Source organism: Aeromonas sp. FDAARGOS 1407, assembly GCF_019048725.1.
Taxonomy (GTDB): Bacteria; Pseudomonadota; Gammaproteobacteria; order Enterobacterales; family Aeromonadaceae; genus Aeromonas; species Aeromonas enteropelogenes.
This window is the reverse complement of the sequence record NZ_CP077399.1, coordinates 445,206-459,717: the sequence shown is the minus strand read 5'-3', so window position 1 is coordinate 459,717 and position 14,512 is coordinate 445,206. Positions and strand designations below refer to the sequence as shown.

Below are 14,512 nucleotides of genomic sequence, written 5' to 3'. Positions count from 1 at the left end.
CATTAATCTTGTTGAGAAAAAGGTCGTGGTTTTACCATTATGTTATCAGGACGCTGTCGCACAGCCCTGACAAGACTGGAATGATACATTTTATTGTTTTTTGAAACATCTCGGTTTAAACGGTCATGAATTATTAACCTTGACCTTGATGATGATTTCAATGATGGTAAAACGGCATTTTCGTATTGCCCCGGCGTGCATTATTGAATGTCGGTGGATTTATTATGGTACGAAGTATTCGATATTTTATTGAATATCGCTTGCCAGTTATTTCTGGCCAATAAAAATAATGATGACAGAACAATAAGGTATGTATCGCAATGAGTCTTGCTATTGCAGAAAAGAGTAATACTGTTTCAAAGTTGAAATGGGAGAAAAGTGATTCGGTATGGACCATGGGGCTATATGCCACAGCAGTGGGTGCCGGCACTTTATTTCTCCCGATTACCGTAGGCAGTAACTCCCCGGTTATCTTGCTGTTTATTTTATTACTGGCGTTTCCACTTTCTTATTATTCTCACCGGGCGTTGAGCCGGTTTGTGCTCTCCAGTTCCCATCGGGAGGGAGACATCACCCGTAAGTATTCACCGGAACAGTATTGACACAGGAAAAATGAGACGATCGTCTCTTGATCCCACTTTCCTGCTTGCTTGATCCTGCTCCTTAGATACGCTCCCCCCATGAGCAAAAACACCATGCATTCCGCGGGAATGCCCACCACTCTGGAGCAGGCCAACGAGCTGATTTATAAGCTCCTCGACCGCATCGCCGAGCTGGAGGACCGCCTCAATCAGCACAGCGGCAACTCCTCCAAGCCGCCTTCCAGCGACGGCCCCGGTGCACCGCCGCCGGCCCGCAAGCGTCCGGCGTCCGGCAAGCAACGGGGGGCGCAGCCCGGTCACAAGGGACATCGCCGCGAGCGGCATCCGCTTGATGCCCGCCTGACCCTGGTCCCGCATTACCCTGCCGCCGATTGCGCTTGCTGTGGCGGGGACATGGTGGCCCATGCCAAACCCTATCAGGTTCATCAGGTGTTCGAGCTGCCCGAGGTGAGCTATCTCGTCACCGAACACCAACTGTATCGTGCGACCTGCTCACGGTGTATCGGCACGACCCAGGCCGCACTGCCAGACAACGTCAGCAGCAGCCAGATGGGGGCCAATCTGCTCAGCTACATCGCGCTGCAAAGCGGCCAGTTTCACCAGAGCGTCAGCCAGATACAGCAGCAGCTCAAACAGCATTTCGGCCTGAGTTTTAGCCGGGGCGCCATCAGTGAGGCGCAGGGGCGGGTGAGTGCCATGCTCACCCCGACCTACCAGGCCATCAAGCAGCAGGTGCAGACGGCCACCCACGTTCATGCCGATGAGACCCGGCATCAGCGGGGTGGAGAGCGCCGCTGGATGTGGCTGGCGCTGAGCAAGATAGCCGTCTGCTTCATGACGGCCTATGGCCGTGGTCAGGAGGCGGCCAAGCGGCTGCTGGGCGCCGAGTTTGACGGGGTGCTGGTGACCGACCAGTACGCCGGCTACCGGTTTATCGACGCCGACCAGCGGCAACTGTGCTGGGCCCACGTGGCCCGCAATCTCGTGGCCATCGCCGAGAGTAGCGAGCAGTGCAACCAGCCCATCGGTGCCCGGTTGGTCTTGCTGGCGGATGCGGTGTTTCGTACCCGGCACCGTTGGGAAAGCGGTGCGTTGAGCAAGCAGAAATACCTGCGCAGGCTCGCGCGTTACCGGCAAAGCTGGCGAAGCCAGTTGGAGCGCGGCGCCCTGTTGTGCAGCAAACGCTACCGTGGACGATGCCAGTTGCTGCTGCGGGATGACGAGATGCTGTGGCGGTTTATGACTGACGACGAAATAGCGCTGACCAACAACGAGGCGGAGCGGGCGCTGCGTGGCTATGTGCTCTGGCGCAAGGGTAGCTACGGCGTGTGGTCTCACCGGGGCGAGCTGTTTCGCCAGCGCATCCTGTCGTTGGTGGAGACCGGCAAGCGATTGGGCCGCTGCCCACAGGAGTGGTTGAGGGCCGTGGTCAGGGCGTGCATCGAGAAGACAGATTATCCCATCCCGGCAGAACTGATGCCGTCAACCCCGTCCTGGTGAATAGATACCATCACCCATGTGGTGGTGGAGCACTTTGGCGCCAGAGCCGGCCAGTTGCTGATGCTGGTCTACCTGATGGCCTTCTACCCCATCATTCTGGTCTACAGCATCTCCATCACCAATGCGATCCAGAGCTTTCTGGTGAACCAGCTGGGGAGTGCCGCGCTCCCTCGTGGCTGGCTGGTACTCGGGGTCATGCTGGGTCTGCACCTGATCCTGCTGGCGGGCAAGCATATAGTGGTATCGGCCATCAGCGTGCTGGCCCTGCCCATGGTGGCGTTTCTGCTTGGCCTCTCCTTCTATCTGCTGCCCCAGTGGAGCCTCTCCTATTTTACCGAGAGCCAGGCGGTGGATTGGTATGATCCCGCCTTCTGGAAATCCCTCTGGCTTATCGTGCCTGTGATGGTGTTCTCCTTCAGCCATGCTCCCATCATCTCCTCATTCAGCGCCGCCCAGAAGAAGCGGGATCATCAGCATGCGGACCAGCTCAGCAGACGCATCATCAAGTGCAGCAGCCTGCTGATCTGCGGCAGCGTGATGTTTTTTGTCGTGAGCTGCGTGATGAGCCTGAGCCAGGCCGAGATGGCGCTGGCTCGTACCGACAATATCTCCGTGCTGTCGGCGCTGGCGAACAAGTTCTCCAACCCGTTGATTGCCTATGTGGGGCCGCTTATCGCCATCCTGGCCATGTCGAAATCCTTCCTCGGCACCTCCATGGGGGTGAGCGAAGGAACGGTGAGCATGGTGAGTGGCGCCTGCCAGGGGCTCGGGCTCTCCCTCAAGGAGTCGACCATTACCCGGGTTTCCTCCCTGATCCTGTTCGTCGTGACCGGGGTCATCACTTACCTCAATCCCAACGTGCTCGACATCATAGAGCGCATCAGCGGGCCGCTCATCGCCGTGATCCTGTTTCTGCTGCCTGCCTGTTCCATCTATCGCTTGCCCGCGCTCAAGCGCTATCGCGGGGCGAGCACCCTGTTTGTGCTGGTGATGGGGCTGCTTGCCATCTCGGCCCTTATCTACGATCTGTTCTGACGAACCGGATCCGGCACAAAGCAAAAAGGGCGGCTCATGGCCGCCCTTTTCATATTTCTGGCTGTCAGCCAAACAGGGTCGAGATGTTCTGTCCCGCCATCAGCAGGCCGATGGCCAGGGCGCTGAACCAGACCAGGGTCGCCGTGACCAGTAAATAACCGCCAGCGACGAACAGGCCATCGCGCTGCAGCATGCCGGTGCTTAGCAGCAAAATGGCCCAGGCCGGCATGGCGTTGGTGAAGGGGATGGCACCCAGAGGCAGCATCAGCAGCAGGGCTGCCAGCATGATCAGCAGGCCATTGCAGCGGTTGATGGTGGTGCCGCCAGTCAGCAACAGCAGGCGCGGGCGGATGAAGCGATCGATGCGGGCCAGCAGATCCGCCCCCTTGTGCAGGGTCGGCTTGAGCTGATCCGCAGCGAAGCGGCGTTCCATCAGAAAAGCAGGCAACCAGGGCACCCGGTTGAGAGTGATGCCGATGCCGATAAACAGGATCAGCAGACCAAACGGGGTGCTGACGCCCGGAATGGAGACCGGCAGCAGGAAGGGCACGGTGAGCAGCACGCAAAACAGCAGCATGCCCTGTTCCCCCACCAGGGTCAGCATCTGGCGCAGGCTGATGTGACTCTCGTCGATGGCGTGTGCCGTGGACCGCAGGGTATCAGAGAGCGTGCTTTGTGGATCTTTGAGTTGCGCGGCAACCATGCCTGATGTCCTTCTGATGAGTGCTGAGGGTCACCATGACCCGGTTGTGCGTCAGAATACGGGGGCAAGGTTAATAGCGGATGAATAGGGGGGGCAGGTAGCGAAGCGCCGCCCCGATCGGGCGGCGAGGCGAGCGGATCACTTGATGCCGAATGTGATGCGGCTGAGGGGCTCGTTGACGTTGAACAGCTTGTATTGCACGTCGCTGGCGCCCATGGCAAGCACTCGCTGTTCGTGCATCTGCACGTATTGCCGTGCGCTCGCCTCATCCTCGAACAGATAGATGCCACCCGCTTCGCCGGTGCGCGGGTTCTCCGTCCATATCTTGGAGATAAACCCGGGCTCGCGGGTGATGGATTCGGCCAGCGGCACGGCGGCCTCGGTCAGTGCCGGCCCCATCTGCTCGGCGGGAAAGGTGAAATGGATTTGCAGCAAACTGGGCATGACGGCTTCTCCTGTTGAATGATACGACTCGTCGCATCATAGGAAGCCGGCATTTTGGCTGCAAGAAGGCACATTTTAGTGGCATAGTTACCCTGAAGTAACCATTAGCGAGGTACGCCTTGAACCCGCCCCTCTGTCCTGCCTACGAGGTATTGCGACTGCTGAACGGAAAATGGAAACCGGCCATCCTGTTTCATCTGCAAAGCCAGACTCTGCGTTTTGGCGATCTGCGTCGCCGTTTGCCCGCCGTCAGCCAGAAGGTGCTCACCGCCCAGCTCAAGGAGCTGGAGAGTGACGGTGTCATCAGCCGGACCCTCTACCCCAGCGTGCCTCCCCGTGTGGAGTATGCCCTGACACAATTGGGTACGGCTTTGCTGCCCCTGTTGCAACAGATGCATGACTTTGCTCTTGCCAACGCCGGGTTGCTGACACAGCAGCAGGATGTGACTTAGGCCTCCTGGGGCCGGCCATGTCTCATATCCGCAGATGATCAGGGGAGGGATGCCCTTCGCCAGGGGATGAGCCTGACCCGATACCCGGTGTCAGTGAGCTCTCGCTGCACTCTTTCCTTGCGCCAGTTCCCGAATGCCTGCGCTCATATCCAGCCAGATCTGTCCTGTTCGTGGGTCACGCCCGTTTTCCTGCCATATCGCAGCCAGATCATTCCTGGTGATGACGGATCTTCCCGATGTTGGCTCGCGCGTGGTCAAGAGGCGCCCCTGATTTGGCTGCGCCGTTCTGGTGCGCCCGCCATGACCTGCCCTGTCACGGGGCGGTCGAGGGCTGGATGGCGCATCTCGTGCGCCAACTTGGTGCGTCAAGTGCTAGGTTATAAGTTAATCATTTGATTTTATTTGGTTTTAATTTTTGGCTCACTTTATGCTTTTTATCTGTCAGGTGGTGTCTGCGGCCATCGGTGACAGCAGTCATGATGGCGCTCCTGTGCAGACCCCTCCCCGTGCCGGGCACGGGCGTGATTTTGGCAAGCCGTGAACAGTGCTGCGGCCGCCACGGATTCAATCAAGGAAACGGAGCCGGTCATGGACCGGCACGACAGGGAAGGAGAGTGCTCTATGGTCAAAAAATGGATGATGGCGGGTTTGCCAATACTGTCTGCCTTGCTGGTTACCCCAAGTTGGGCCGAAGAGGTCGCTCAGGTGCAGGCTGCGGCCACTATCACCATCAACAAGGGGGACAATACCTGGATGCTGCTGTCGGCAGCGCTGGTGATCCTGATGTCGATCCCCGGTCTGGCGCTCTTCTACGGCGGCCTGGTTCGCGCCAAGAACATGCTGAGCGTATTGATGCAGGTATTCACTCTGTTTGCCCTCATCTGCGTGCTGTGGGTGATATACGGTTATTCGCTGGCCTTCACCGAAGGAGGCAGCTTCTACGGATCCTTCAGCAAGGTGCTGCTCGCGGGGGTCACACCTGATTCTATCGCCGCCACCTTCAGCAAGGGGGTCGGCATCAGCGAATTCATCTACGTGGTGTTCCAGGGGGCATTTGCCGCCATCACTTGCGGCCTGATCGTGGGAGCCTTTGCCGAGCGCATCAAGTTCTCCGCCGTGCTGCTGTTTTCGGTGATCTGGTTTACCTTCGCCTATATCCCGCTGGCCCACATGGTGTGGTACTGGGCGGGCCCCGATGCCTACACGGACGCCGCCGCAGCTGATGCTGCAAACGCCACCGCGGGCTATCTGTTCCAGCATGGGGCCCTCGACTTTGCCGGTGGCACAGTGGTGCATATCAACGCCGCCGTGGCCGGTCTGGTCGGCGCCTATCTGGTGGGTAAACGCCTGGGTTACGGTCGCGATCCCATGACTCCCCACAGCCTCACCATGACCATGATCGGGGCCTCCCTGCTCTGGTTTGGCTGGTTCGGTTTCAACGCGGGGTCGGCTCTGGAGGCCAACGGCACGGCGGCGCTGGCCTTCGTGAACACCTGGGTGGCCCCGGCGGGTGCGGCCCTCTCCTGGACCTTGGCCGAGTGGGTGATGAAGGGACGTCCCTCCCTGCTGGGCGCCGCTTCCGGTGCCGTCTCCGGTCTGGTGGTGATCACGCCGGCGGCCGGCTTTGTCGGGGTCGGCGGGGGGCTGGTGATGGGGCTTATCAGCGGTGTGGCCGGCCTGTGGGGGGTGCACGGTCTCAAGCGCTGGCTGGGCGCTGACGACAGCCTGGACGTATTCGGGGTGCACGGGGTGTGCGGTATTCTCGGCGCCTTGCTGACCGGTGTCTTTGCCAGCCCGGATCTGGGCGGTACCGGGGTGTGGGACTATGTTTCCAACCAGGTGGCCGATGGCTACTCCATCCTGGCCCAGGTGAAGGTTCAGGCCATCGGGGTAGGGGTCACCATCCTCTGGTCCGGCGCCGTGGCTGCGGTGGCCTACAAGGTGATCGATATGGTGATCGGATTGCGGGTGAAGGACGATGCAGAGCGGGAGGGGCTGGATGTCACCACCCACGGCGAGAAGGCCTACAGCATGTGATCCTGGTTATGCCAGAGCACAAAAAAACCGCCGGGAGACCGGCGGTTTTTCATTGTTATCGAGAGAGGGCGAGCGGCTTAGTTGACCACGGCGACGTTGATGGTGCCGTTGCCCTGGGTCATGCGAACCCGGGCGCCCGGGACGAAGGTCGGGCTGGCTTTCTGGACCACCACGATGGATTCCCCGGTCTCTTTCTTGATCTCGAGCTCGACGCCATCAACCTGGTTGAACTTGTCTCCGGCGGCCTTGCCTGCGGCTGCACCGGCGATGGCGCCCCCGGCGGCAGCCAGGTCACGGCCGGTACCGCCGCCAATGGTGCTGCCCAGCAGGCCGCCGACCACGGCGCCACCTATGGTGCCGAGCAGGGCGTTCTCTTCGGCCTGGATCTTGACCGGACGGGTCGAGATGATGGTGCCGTAGCTGACGGTTTGTACCTGTTTGGCGCGATCCTTGGTGTAGACATCGCCGGAGTAAACATCGCTATTGGCGCAGCCAGTGATGGTGGTGGCGGCAAGCATGGCAATGATGGTCATACGTTTAAACATGGTGGTTCTCCTGCACTGCACGCAATTTGAACAATCTGGTTGGTGAGTCGCACTTTACTCCAACCCGGTTGCACATGAAATTGGCAAAATGTAACCAATTATGTGTCCTGAGGGTGGCTTTGTCCTTGAATCCAGCCTGTACCAGAGAGTTTTTTCACCAGCACCAGGCGATCTTCTCCCGGGCCGAAGTAGCCTGAGACTTCCTCCATCAGCTGGTAGCCGAGGCGGTAGTAGAGACGCTGAGCCGGGTTGGCGGGATCGACGGTGAGGCGCAGCTCGTCGACGTTCAGGGCGCGCTGGTTCACCTCCATCTGGCGCATCATCCGCTCGGCCAAACCGAATCCGCGTGCCTCTGGCAGCACCGCCAGCGACAGCACCCAGCCTTGCGCGCGATCCTGGCCAAATCCCCCCAGCACATAGCCCACCAGATGCCCTTCATGCTCTGCCACCAGCAGCAGCTGTGGCCACAGATCCATGGCCTGGCGGAAGAAAAAGGCCGGATAGAGATCCTCGCCAAAGACCTTGGCATCGATCTGCCAGATCCCGTGCATGTCGGCATGGGTGGCGGTGCGCAAAACGGGCGGGGTGTGGTGCATCAGGACTCCATGGTTGCAGTAGTTCGCCGTTGAGCGGGAGGTCAACGGCAACAAAGGAGCCATAGGGTACTGGCCATCCCTTGCCCGATGCAAGGGGGCATTCAGGGCGGCAGCGGGCGACTGTGGGGCAGTTTGGGCGCCTTGCGCAAGCGGTCGAGCAGGTGGCGCAGGGTAAGCCAGGGGTGATGCCACAACATGCGCGGGCCGCTCCATTTCATGACCTGGAGGATCTGCTTGCGCATCGCGGAGGCGTAACAGTGAATGCTGCAGTTGGCGCAGGTCGGTTTGTGATCGTGGCCATAGCGACAGCGATTGAGCCTTTGGTAGGCAAAATCCCTGAGCTGGTGGCAGCGTTGGCAATGGGGATCCTGGTGATGATGCTGGCAGTAGAGGCGGATCATGGCGCTGACCGTCTTTTGCTCGCGCATCAGTCTGGGGTGGTCACTCGTCTCGCTGTGAGTAGCAGCGTGTGAGCCCCCGGCTGGGCTGGCATGATGACTTTTCATGGGCGCCATTTTCCTGACCCGCCCGCCGAGGGTGTTGATACAGGTCAAAAGGGGGGGCAAAAAAACAGGGCCCGTGGGCCCTGTGTCATCAGATGAGGCTGGTTGCCTGCTCAAGCCAGGCGAGATCGTCCCCGTCGAGCAGCGGGCTCAGGCGACGGAACACCTCGGCATGGTATTCGTTGATCCAGCGGAACTCGTCCGGGCTCAGCAGGCTGCGATCGATGAGGCGAATATCGAACGGCACATAGGTCAGGCGCTCGAAGCCCAGCATCGGCAGCTCGCCGACCTGCTCCTGCTCGGTCACCACCACCAGGTTCTCACAGCGGATGCCGAAGGCATCTTCCCGGTAGTAACCCGGTTCGTTGGAGAGCACCATGCCCGGTTGCAGGGGGACCATGCTCCCTTTCGGGGAGATGCGCTGCGGACCTTCGTGCACGCTGAGGAAGTGGCCGACCCCGTGACCGGTACCATGGTCATAGTTGTAGCCGGCCTGCCACAGCGGCATGCGGGCCAGCACATCGAGCTGGATGCCGGCGGTGCCGCGCGGGAAGCGGGCCTGATCCAGGGCGATGTGGCCCTGCAGCACCCGGGTGAACATGGCTTTCTGTTCGTCGGTCACCTCACCCACCTTGATGGTGCGGGTGATATCGGTGGTGCCGTCCAGATACTGACCGCCGGAGTCCACCAGATAGAGGCTGTCCTGACCGAAGGGGCGCGGCGTGCCGTTGCCATGGTAGTAGTGGCACATGGCGGCGTTGGGGCCCAGCGCCGAGATGGTATCGAAGCTCGGCTCGATATAGTGTTCCTGCTCGCGGCGGAAGGCTTCCAGCTGGTCGGCCAGGGTGCCTTCGTCCATGCCCTCGAAGGAGCCTGCGGCGATCTGCCGATCCAGCCAGGCGAGGAAGCGGGTCACGGCCACGCCGTCGCGCAGGTGGGCGGCGCGCATGCCCGCCAGCTCCACCTCGTTCTTGCAGGCTTTCGGCAGCATGGTGGGGTCCTGGCCGGCGACCAGGATAGCGCCCGCCTCTTCCATCACCAGCTGGGTCCAGGCGTTGGCGCTGTCCGGGTCGGCCAGCACCTTCTGCTGATCCTCACCGATGCGTACCAGCACGTCACCCAGCTTGTCGATGGGGTAGACGGAGACGTCCTGACCCACGTGCTGGCTGAAGGCGAAGCAGTCGATCTTGTCGGTATCGACGAAGAAATCCACAGTGGTGTTGGCGTACAGCACCGCAAAGCCCAGTACCACCGGCAGGCGCTCGATGTCGCGGCCACGCAGGTTGAGCAACCAGTTGATGGGCTCGGCCTGGGTCAGCAGCACCGCATCCAGACCGCGCTTGCGCAGATCCGCCGCCAACAGCTCACGCTTGGACTGGCTGGACTGGCCAGCCAGCTCCTCGCTGTAGAGAATGACCGGGCTCTTGGTCGGCGCGGGGCGATCGGTCCAGTACAGATCGATGGGGTTTTGCTCGACGCGCACCAGCTCGATGCCGCGCTCGGCCAGCAGCGCCTTGGCTTGCTTGTACCAGGTCAGGCTGTGCAGACGGGCGTCGAAACCGACCCGGGCGCCGGACGGCAGCTGTTCGGCCAGCCACTGCACGTGGGGGTTGTCATTCAGGTGAAGAAACTCGAACAGCTCGGCAGGGGTCTGCATGCGGGCCTGCACCGTATAGCGGCCATCGACAAACAGGGCGGCGCGCTGGGCCATGATGATGGCGACGCCGGCGGAACCGTTGAAACCCGTGATCCAGTCCAGTCGCTCGGCGTAGGCGGGGATGTACTCACCCAGGTGCTCATCATCGTGGGGGATGATAAAGGCGTCCAGCTCCTGCATGGCCAGCTCGGCCCTGACCTGGGCGACGCGGGTTTCAATCAACTCGAAATTATTCATATCGTTATGCCAGATGGTTGCTATATGAGTGTTCAGTTGTTGTGGCTGCTGTCCAGGATCCGCTTGATCGACTGGCCTGCGGCCTCGATATGCTGCTTGAGCAGCACCACCGCCTCGTGCTTGCGCCGGGCGCGACATAGCTCCAGCAGCTGGGCGTGTTCACGCTCCGCCTTGTCCACGCCATCGCTGGCAAACAGCAGCTCGAAGCGGACATAACGGTCACAGCTCAGGTTGATCTGGGCGATGAGATCCAGTGCCTGGGGGCGGCCGGCAGCCTGATAGAGGGTGGCGTGAAAGCTGTGGTTCAACTCGGCCCAGTGTTCGATCTGGGTGCCTGACTCCAGGGCGTGATCGAACTGGGCGAGGATTGCCTCCGCTTGCGCGAAGGTGGCTTCGGTCATCTTGTCGACGGCATGAAACAGGGTATCGGCTTCCAGCAACGCTCGCAAATAAAACAGTTCCTCGATGGCCGAGGCGTCCAGCATGGTGACCACGGCGCCGCGATGGGCTTCGAACTTCACCAGCCCCTGGGCCTCCAGCTGCATCAGGGCTTCCCGCACCGGGATGCGGCTCACAGCCAGCTCCTTGGCGATGGCATCCTGGCGCAAGGGGGCGCCGGCGGGAATTTCCCCACGGAGGATCCGGCCACGGAGGTTTTCCATCACCATCTGGGTTCGGGTCTTGTAGGGTGGGGTCATGGCAGGGTCACGATAGCGCGTTACGAAATTGTATATTGTATAAAGTTTGGCTGAATCTACCCCGTTGGGGCGAGCAAGGCAAGGTTTACGGGCGTCCAGCCCAATGCCAGCAGCGTTCGGAGCTTGTGTAAAAAACAAAAATGCCGGTCAGCAAGGCTGACCGGCATGATTCACTCGTCGCGAGGAGTTATTACAGTTGCGGACCTGCCGCCACCAGGCGCTTGCCCTCGTCGTTGTCGGTGAAGCGCTCGAAGTTCTTGATAAAGCGCTGGGCCAGATCCTGAGCCTTGGCATCCCACTCGGCCTTGTCGGCGTAAGTGTCACGCGGGTCGAGGATCGCCGGGTTCACGTCGTGCAGCTCGGTCGGCACTTCCAGGTTGAAGATCGGCAGTACCTTGGTCGGCGCCTTCTCGATGGAGCCATCCAGGATGGCGTCGATGATGGCGCGGGTGTCCTTGATGGAGATGCGCTTGCCGGTGCCGTTCCAGCCGGTGTTGACCAGGTAGGCCTCGGCGCCCGCCGCTTCCATCCGCTTCACCAGCTCCTGGCCGTACTTGGTCGGGTGCAGGGAGAGGAAGGCCGCGCCAAAGCAGGAGGAGAAGGTCGGAGTCGGCTCGGTGATGCCGCGCTCGGTACCGGCCAGCTTGGCGGTGAAGCCTGACAGGAAGTGGTACTTGGTCTGCTCCTTGGTCAGCTTGGCGACCGGCGGCAGCACACCGAAGGCGTCGGCGGTCAGGAAGATCACCTTGGTGGCATGACCCGCCTTGGAGACCGGCTTGACGATGTTTTCGATGTGGTAGATGGGGTAGGAGACACGGGTGTTCTCGGTACGGGAGCCATCGTCGAAGTCGATGGTGCCGTCGGCAGCCACGGTCACGTTCTCCAGCAGCGCATCGCGGCGGATGGCGTGGTAGATGTCCGGCTCGGCCTCTTCGGAGAGCTTGATGGTCTTGGCGTAGCAGCCTCCTTCGAAGTTGAACACGCCGTGGTCGTCCCAGCCGTGCTCGTCGTCACCGATCAGCTGGCGCTTGGGATCGGTGGAGAGGGTGGTCTTGCCGGTGCCGGAGAGGCCGAAGAAGATGGCCACGTCGCCGTCCTGACCCACGTTGGCGGAGCAGTGCATGGAGGCGATACCGCGCAGGGGCAGGAAGTAGTTCATCATGGAGAACATGCCCTTCTTCATCTCGCCACCGTACCAGGTGCCGCCGATGAGCTGCATCTTCTCGGTCATGTTGAAGGCGACGAAGTTCTCGGAGTTGAGGCCCTGCTCTTTCCAGTTCGGGTTGGTGCACTTGGCACCGTTCATCACCACGAAGTCCGGCTTGAAGGTCTTGAGCTCTTCTTCGCTCGGGCGGATGAACATGTTCTTCACGAAGTGTGCCTGCCAGGCCACCTCGGTGATGATGCGTACGGCCAGGCGGGTGTCCGGGTTGGCGCCGCAGAAGCCGTCGACCACGAACAGGCGCTTGCCGGAGAGTTGCTTGGTTACCAGGGATTTCAGATGTGACCACACTTCCGGGGTGATGGCCTTGTTATCGTTCTTGCCTTGGTCAGACCACCACACAGTATCCTGGGTAGTTGCGTCTTTGACGATATATTTATCTTTCGGGGAGCGGCCGGTGAAGATACCGGTGTTGACGTTGACGGCGCCCAGCTCGGTCACTACGCCGCGCTCGAATCCTTCCAGGTCGGGGCGAGTCTCTTCTTCGAACAGCTGCTCGTAAGAGGGGTTGCGTACAATTTCCTGGCTGTTTTTGATGCCGTACTGGTCCAGACCTAATTGTTGGGCCAGGGTGGGTTCTGCCACGATTGTCATTGTATTCTCCTGGGGTCAGAGGTTGTAGGGTTCTATCTGGCGTCCATCCTATCACTTAGGTGGTAGAGTTTAGCGATCGCCATCAAACTTTATAAAATAGGGTATTTTTTTGTTATTAAAGTTAAAGGCGGGTTTTGCCCGCCTTTAATTAGTGTAACTTGTTTGCATCATTGCCGGGAGCCCTGCTGAACAGGGTTTCGACGTCGATCCCATTAAATTGGTACTGGGCGCCGCAGTAATCACAGTGCATGTCGATCTTGCCGAGCTCCTGCACCATATCCATCACCTCTTCCTTCTCGATCTGCAGCAGGGCCCCTTCGCAACGCTCGCGGGAGCAGGTGCAGCGGAACTCGACCGCCTGCGGATCGAATACCCGCACCTTGTCCTGATGGTAGAGGCGGTAGAGGATCTCTTCCGCTTCCAGACCGAACAGCTCTTCATCCTTGATGGTGCTGGTGAGTTGGGTCAGGTGGTCAAAGTCATTGCTGTGATCCTCGCTCTGGGCGGGCAGCTCCTGCAGCATGATGCCGGCCGCGCGCGGGGCACCTTCATGGTAACCGGTGCGGATCCACAGCTTGGTCGCCAGCTGTTCGGATTGGGCGAAGTAGTGCTCCAGGCAACCGGCCAGGGTGTCGGCGTCCAGCGCAATGATGCCCTGATAGCGCTCGCCCTGCTCCGGAGTGATGGTGATCACCAGCTGGCCGTTGCCGATCAGGCTCTGCAGCTTGTCGTCGTTCGGCAGCTCGCCCTCGTAGCGGGCCACGCCACGCAACTGCTGGTTGTTGTCGCCGTTGATGACGGCCAGACGGACCGGGCCGTCCCCCTGCAGCTGCACCGTGATGGAGCCTTCGAACTTGAGGGTGGCGGTCAGCAGGCTGGTGGCCACCAGCAGTTCACCCAGCAGCTTTTGTACCTGCACCGGGTAGTTCTGGGCTTCCACCACATGGCGATAGGTGTGATCCAGCTGGACCAGCTCGCCACGTACTTCGTACTCTTCAAACAGATAGCGATACAGCAGATCTTGGTTGCTCATCATGTATTCCTGGGTTGTTCGGTGAGGTAAATCGGTCGGGTTGGCTCCTGCCTCGCGGTGGCCAGCCCGTCGTTAAATGGGTTGGGTCAGTATTGCTTGACCTTGAGCAACTGGCGCCGCTCCTGTTTGTCGGGGCGACGCTCCGGGCTCGGGGCAAACTGGCTGTTGAAACGGCGGGCTTCGCTGTTCTCGGCCCGTTTCTTCAGGCTGTCAGCCGTCTCTTCATAGAGTTGCTGGGCCAGCGGTGCCGACTTGCGCTGTTCGCTGAGGGCCAGCACTCGCACTTCCCGTTCATCCTGGCCCTGCCAGAAGCGGATTAGTGCCCCTACTTCCACATGTTTGCCCGGTTTGCTGCGCTGACCATTGTAGTGCACCTTGCCCCCGTCAATCTGATCCCGCGCCAGCGAGCGGGTCTTGTAGAAGCGTGCCGCCCACAACCACTTGTCGAGACGAACCTCGAGGGTGCTTTCTGCATGTTTGGACATGAACGGGCTCCATAACGGGGAAAAGAGGCGGTCGATTATACCAGAGGCGATGGCCGGGATAGAAACCGGGCGACAGGGGAGCCGGCATCGGCGGGCATCCGTGTCACCATCATGTTGGCAGCCTGCTGATTGAAAAGGAGAAATATTGCCAGACTGGATAAACGTCAGG

At 60.3% G+C, this 14,512-nt stretch carries 15 protein-coding genes; 5 read left to right on the top strand and 10 right to left on the bottom strand.

Features of this window, described 5'->3' with window-relative positions; genetic code table 11:
* The first annotated feature begins 320 nt into the window (after positions 1-320).
* From I6L37_RS02195 to I6L37_RS02185, 3 genes are all read left to right on the top strand, one after another.
* Positions 321-602 (top strand): hypothetical protein, encoded by a 282-nt coding sequence (locus I6L37_RS02195; RefSeq protein WP_254203537.1) that lies wholly within the window; start codon positions 321-323, stop codon positions 600-602.
* 78 nt (positions 603-680) lie between these two features.
* Entirely contained in the window at positions 681-2,102 is a 1,422-nt protein-coding gene (locus I6L37_RS02190; protein WP_032495448.1) for an IS66-like element ISKpn15 family transposase, read from the top strand.
* A gap of 24 nt (positions 2,103-2,126) precedes the next feature.
* Entirely contained in the window at positions 2,127-3,137 is a 1,011-nt protein-coding gene (locus I6L37_RS02185; protein WP_254203536.1) for an amino acid permease, read from the top strand.
* 64 nt (positions 3,138-3,201) lie between these two features.
* On the opposite strand, the gene I6L37_RS02180 is transcribed toward I6L37_RS02185, so the two are convergent.
* Positions 3,202-3,840 carry an exopolysaccharide biosynthesis protein gene (locus I6L37_RS02180; protein ID WP_216993171.1) on the bottom strand — a complete coding sequence of 213 codons (639 nt, stop codon included), beginning with the start codon at positions 3,838-3,840 and terminating at the stop codon, positions 3,202-3,204.
* 138 nt (positions 3,841-3,978) lie between these two features.
* Positions 3,979-4,284, bottom strand: coding sequence for a monooxygenase (locus I6L37_RS02175; protein WP_216993170.1), 306 nt, complete (start codon positions 4,282-4,284; stop codon positions 3,979-3,981).
* A gap of 119 nt (positions 4,285-4,403) precedes the next feature.
* Here I6L37_RS02175 and I6L37_RS02170 point away from each other — a divergent pair, with 119 nt between their 5' ends.
* Together I6L37_RS02170 and amt are read left to right on the top strand one after the other, a co-directional pair.
* Positions 4,404-4,736: a helix-turn-helix domain-containing protein gene (locus I6L37_RS02170; protein WP_216993169.1), complete on the top strand. Its 333-nt coding sequence runs from the start codon at positions 4,404-4,406 to the stop codon at positions 4,734-4,736.
* A 621-nt stretch (positions 4,737-5,357) separates the two neighbouring features.
* A complete protein-coding gene (gene amt / locus I6L37_RS02165; protein ID WP_042029058.1) occupies positions 5,358-6,773 on the top strand; it encodes an ammonium transporter in 1,416 nt (471 codons plus the stop codon).
* Between the two features lie 77 nt (positions 6,774-6,850).
* Here the strand turns inward: amt and I6L37_RS02160 are convergent, their stop codons facing one another.
* The 8 genes from I6L37_RS02160 to hslR form a co-directional block, all read right to left on the bottom strand.
* Positions 6,851-7,318 carry a glycine zipper 2TM domain-containing protein gene (locus tag I6L37_RS02160; RefSeq protein WP_026455841.1) on the bottom strand — a complete coding sequence of 156 codons (468 nt, stop codon included), beginning with the start codon at positions 7,316-7,318 and terminating at the stop codon, positions 6,851-6,853.
* A gap of 98 nt (positions 7,319-7,416) precedes the next feature.
* Positions 7,417-7,914 (bottom strand): GNAT family N-acetyltransferase, encoded by a 498-nt coding sequence (locus tag I6L37_RS02155; protein WP_216993168.1) that lies wholly within the window; start codon positions 7,912-7,914, stop codon positions 7,417-7,419.
* Positions 7,915-8,015: 101 nt separating this feature from the next.
* Complete coding sequence (locus I6L37_RS02150) at positions 8,016-8,420, bottom strand: nitrous oxide-stimulated promoter family protein (protein WP_026455843.1); 405 nt, start codon at positions 8,418-8,420, stop codon at positions 8,016-8,018.
* Between the two features lie 88 nt (positions 8,421-8,508).
* Positions 8,509-10,311 carry an aminopeptidase P family protein gene (locus tag I6L37_RS02145; RefSeq protein WP_216993167.1) on the bottom strand — a complete coding sequence of 601 codons (1,803 nt, stop codon included), beginning with the start codon at positions 10,309-10,311 and terminating at the stop codon, positions 8,509-8,511.
* Positions 10,312-10,343: 32 nt separating this feature from the next.
* The gene (locus I6L37_RS02140) at positions 10,344-11,009 is read right to left on the bottom strand and encodes a GntR family transcriptional regulator (protein WP_026455845.1); all 666 of its coding nucleotides are present in this window, start codon (positions 11,007-11,009) and stop codon (positions 10,344-10,346) included.
* Positions 11,010-11,199: 190 nt separating this feature from the next.
* The gene (gene pckA, locus I6L37_RS02135; RefSeq protein ID WP_124239487.1) at positions 11,200-12,825 is read right to left on the bottom strand and encodes a phosphoenolpyruvate carboxykinase (ATP); all 1,626 of its coding nucleotides are present in this window, start codon (positions 12,823-12,825) and stop codon (positions 11,200-11,202) included.
* A 148-nt stretch (positions 12,826-12,973) separates the two neighbouring features.
* Complete coding sequence (gene hslO, locus I6L37_RS02130) at positions 12,974-13,858, bottom strand: Hsp33 family molecular chaperone HslO (RefSeq protein WP_042029062.1); 885 nt, start codon at positions 13,856-13,858, stop codon at positions 12,974-12,976.
* A gap of 86 nt (positions 13,859-13,944) precedes the next feature.
* On the bottom strand, positions 13,945-14,343 hold the full coding sequence (hslR, locus tag I6L37_RS02125; RefSeq protein ID WP_026455848.1) for a ribosome-associated heat shock protein Hsp15: 399 nt from the start codon (positions 14,341-14,343) through the stop codon (positions 13,945-13,947).
* Positions 14,344-14,512: the final 169 nt, after the last annotated feature.

Bases quoted from the DNA above. Each gene is read 5' to 3' on its own strand.
- I6L37_RS02195 (WP_254203537.1), top strand. From the start codon at position 321: ATGAGTCTTGCTATTGCAGAAAAGAGTAATACTGTTTCAAAGTTGAAA.
- I6L37_RS02190 (WP_032495448.1), top strand. From the start codon at position 681: ATGAGCAAAAACACCATGCATTCCGCGGGAATGCCCACCACTCTGGAG.
- I6L37_RS02180 (WP_216993171.1), bottom strand. From the start codon at position 3,840: ATGGTTGCCGCGCAACTCAAAGATCCACAAAGCACGCTCTCTGATACC.
- I6L37_RS02175 (WP_216993170.1), bottom strand. From the start codon at position 4,284: ATGCCCAGTTTGCTGCAAATCCATTTCACCTTTCCCGCCGAGCAGATG.
- amt (WP_042029058.1), top strand. From the start codon at position 5,358: ATGGTCAAAAAATGGATGATGGCGGGTTTGCCAATACTGTCTGCCTTG.
- I6L37_RS02160 (WP_026455841.1), bottom strand. From the start codon at position 7,318: ATGTTTAAACGTATGACCATCATTGCCATGCTTGCCGCCACCACCATC.
- I6L37_RS02155 (WP_216993168.1), bottom strand. From the start codon at position 7,914: ATGCACCACACCCCGCCCGTTTTGCGCACCGCCACCCATGCCGACATG.
- I6L37_RS02150 (WP_026455843.1), bottom strand. From the start codon at position 8,420: ATGAAAAGTCATCATGCCAGCCCAGCCGGGGGCTCACACGCTGCTACT.
- I6L37_RS02145 (WP_216993167.1), bottom strand. From the start codon at position 10,311: ATGAATAATTTCGAGTTGATTGAAACCCGCGTCGCCCAGGTCAGGGCC.
- I6L37_RS02140 (WP_026455845.1), bottom strand. From the start codon at position 11,009: ATGACCCCACCCTACAAGACCCGAACCCAGATGGTGATGGAAAACCTC.
- pckA (WP_124239487.1), bottom strand. From the start codon at position 12,825: ATGACAATCGTGGCAGAACCCACCCTGGCCCAACAATTAGGTCTGGAC.
- hslO (WP_042029062.1), bottom strand. From the start codon at position 13,858: ATGAGCAACCAAGATCTGCTGTATCGCTATCTGTTTGAAGAGTACGAA.
- hslR (WP_026455848.1), bottom strand. From the start codon at position 14,343: ATGTCCAAACATGCAGAAAGCACCCTCGAGGTTCGTCTCGACAAGTGG.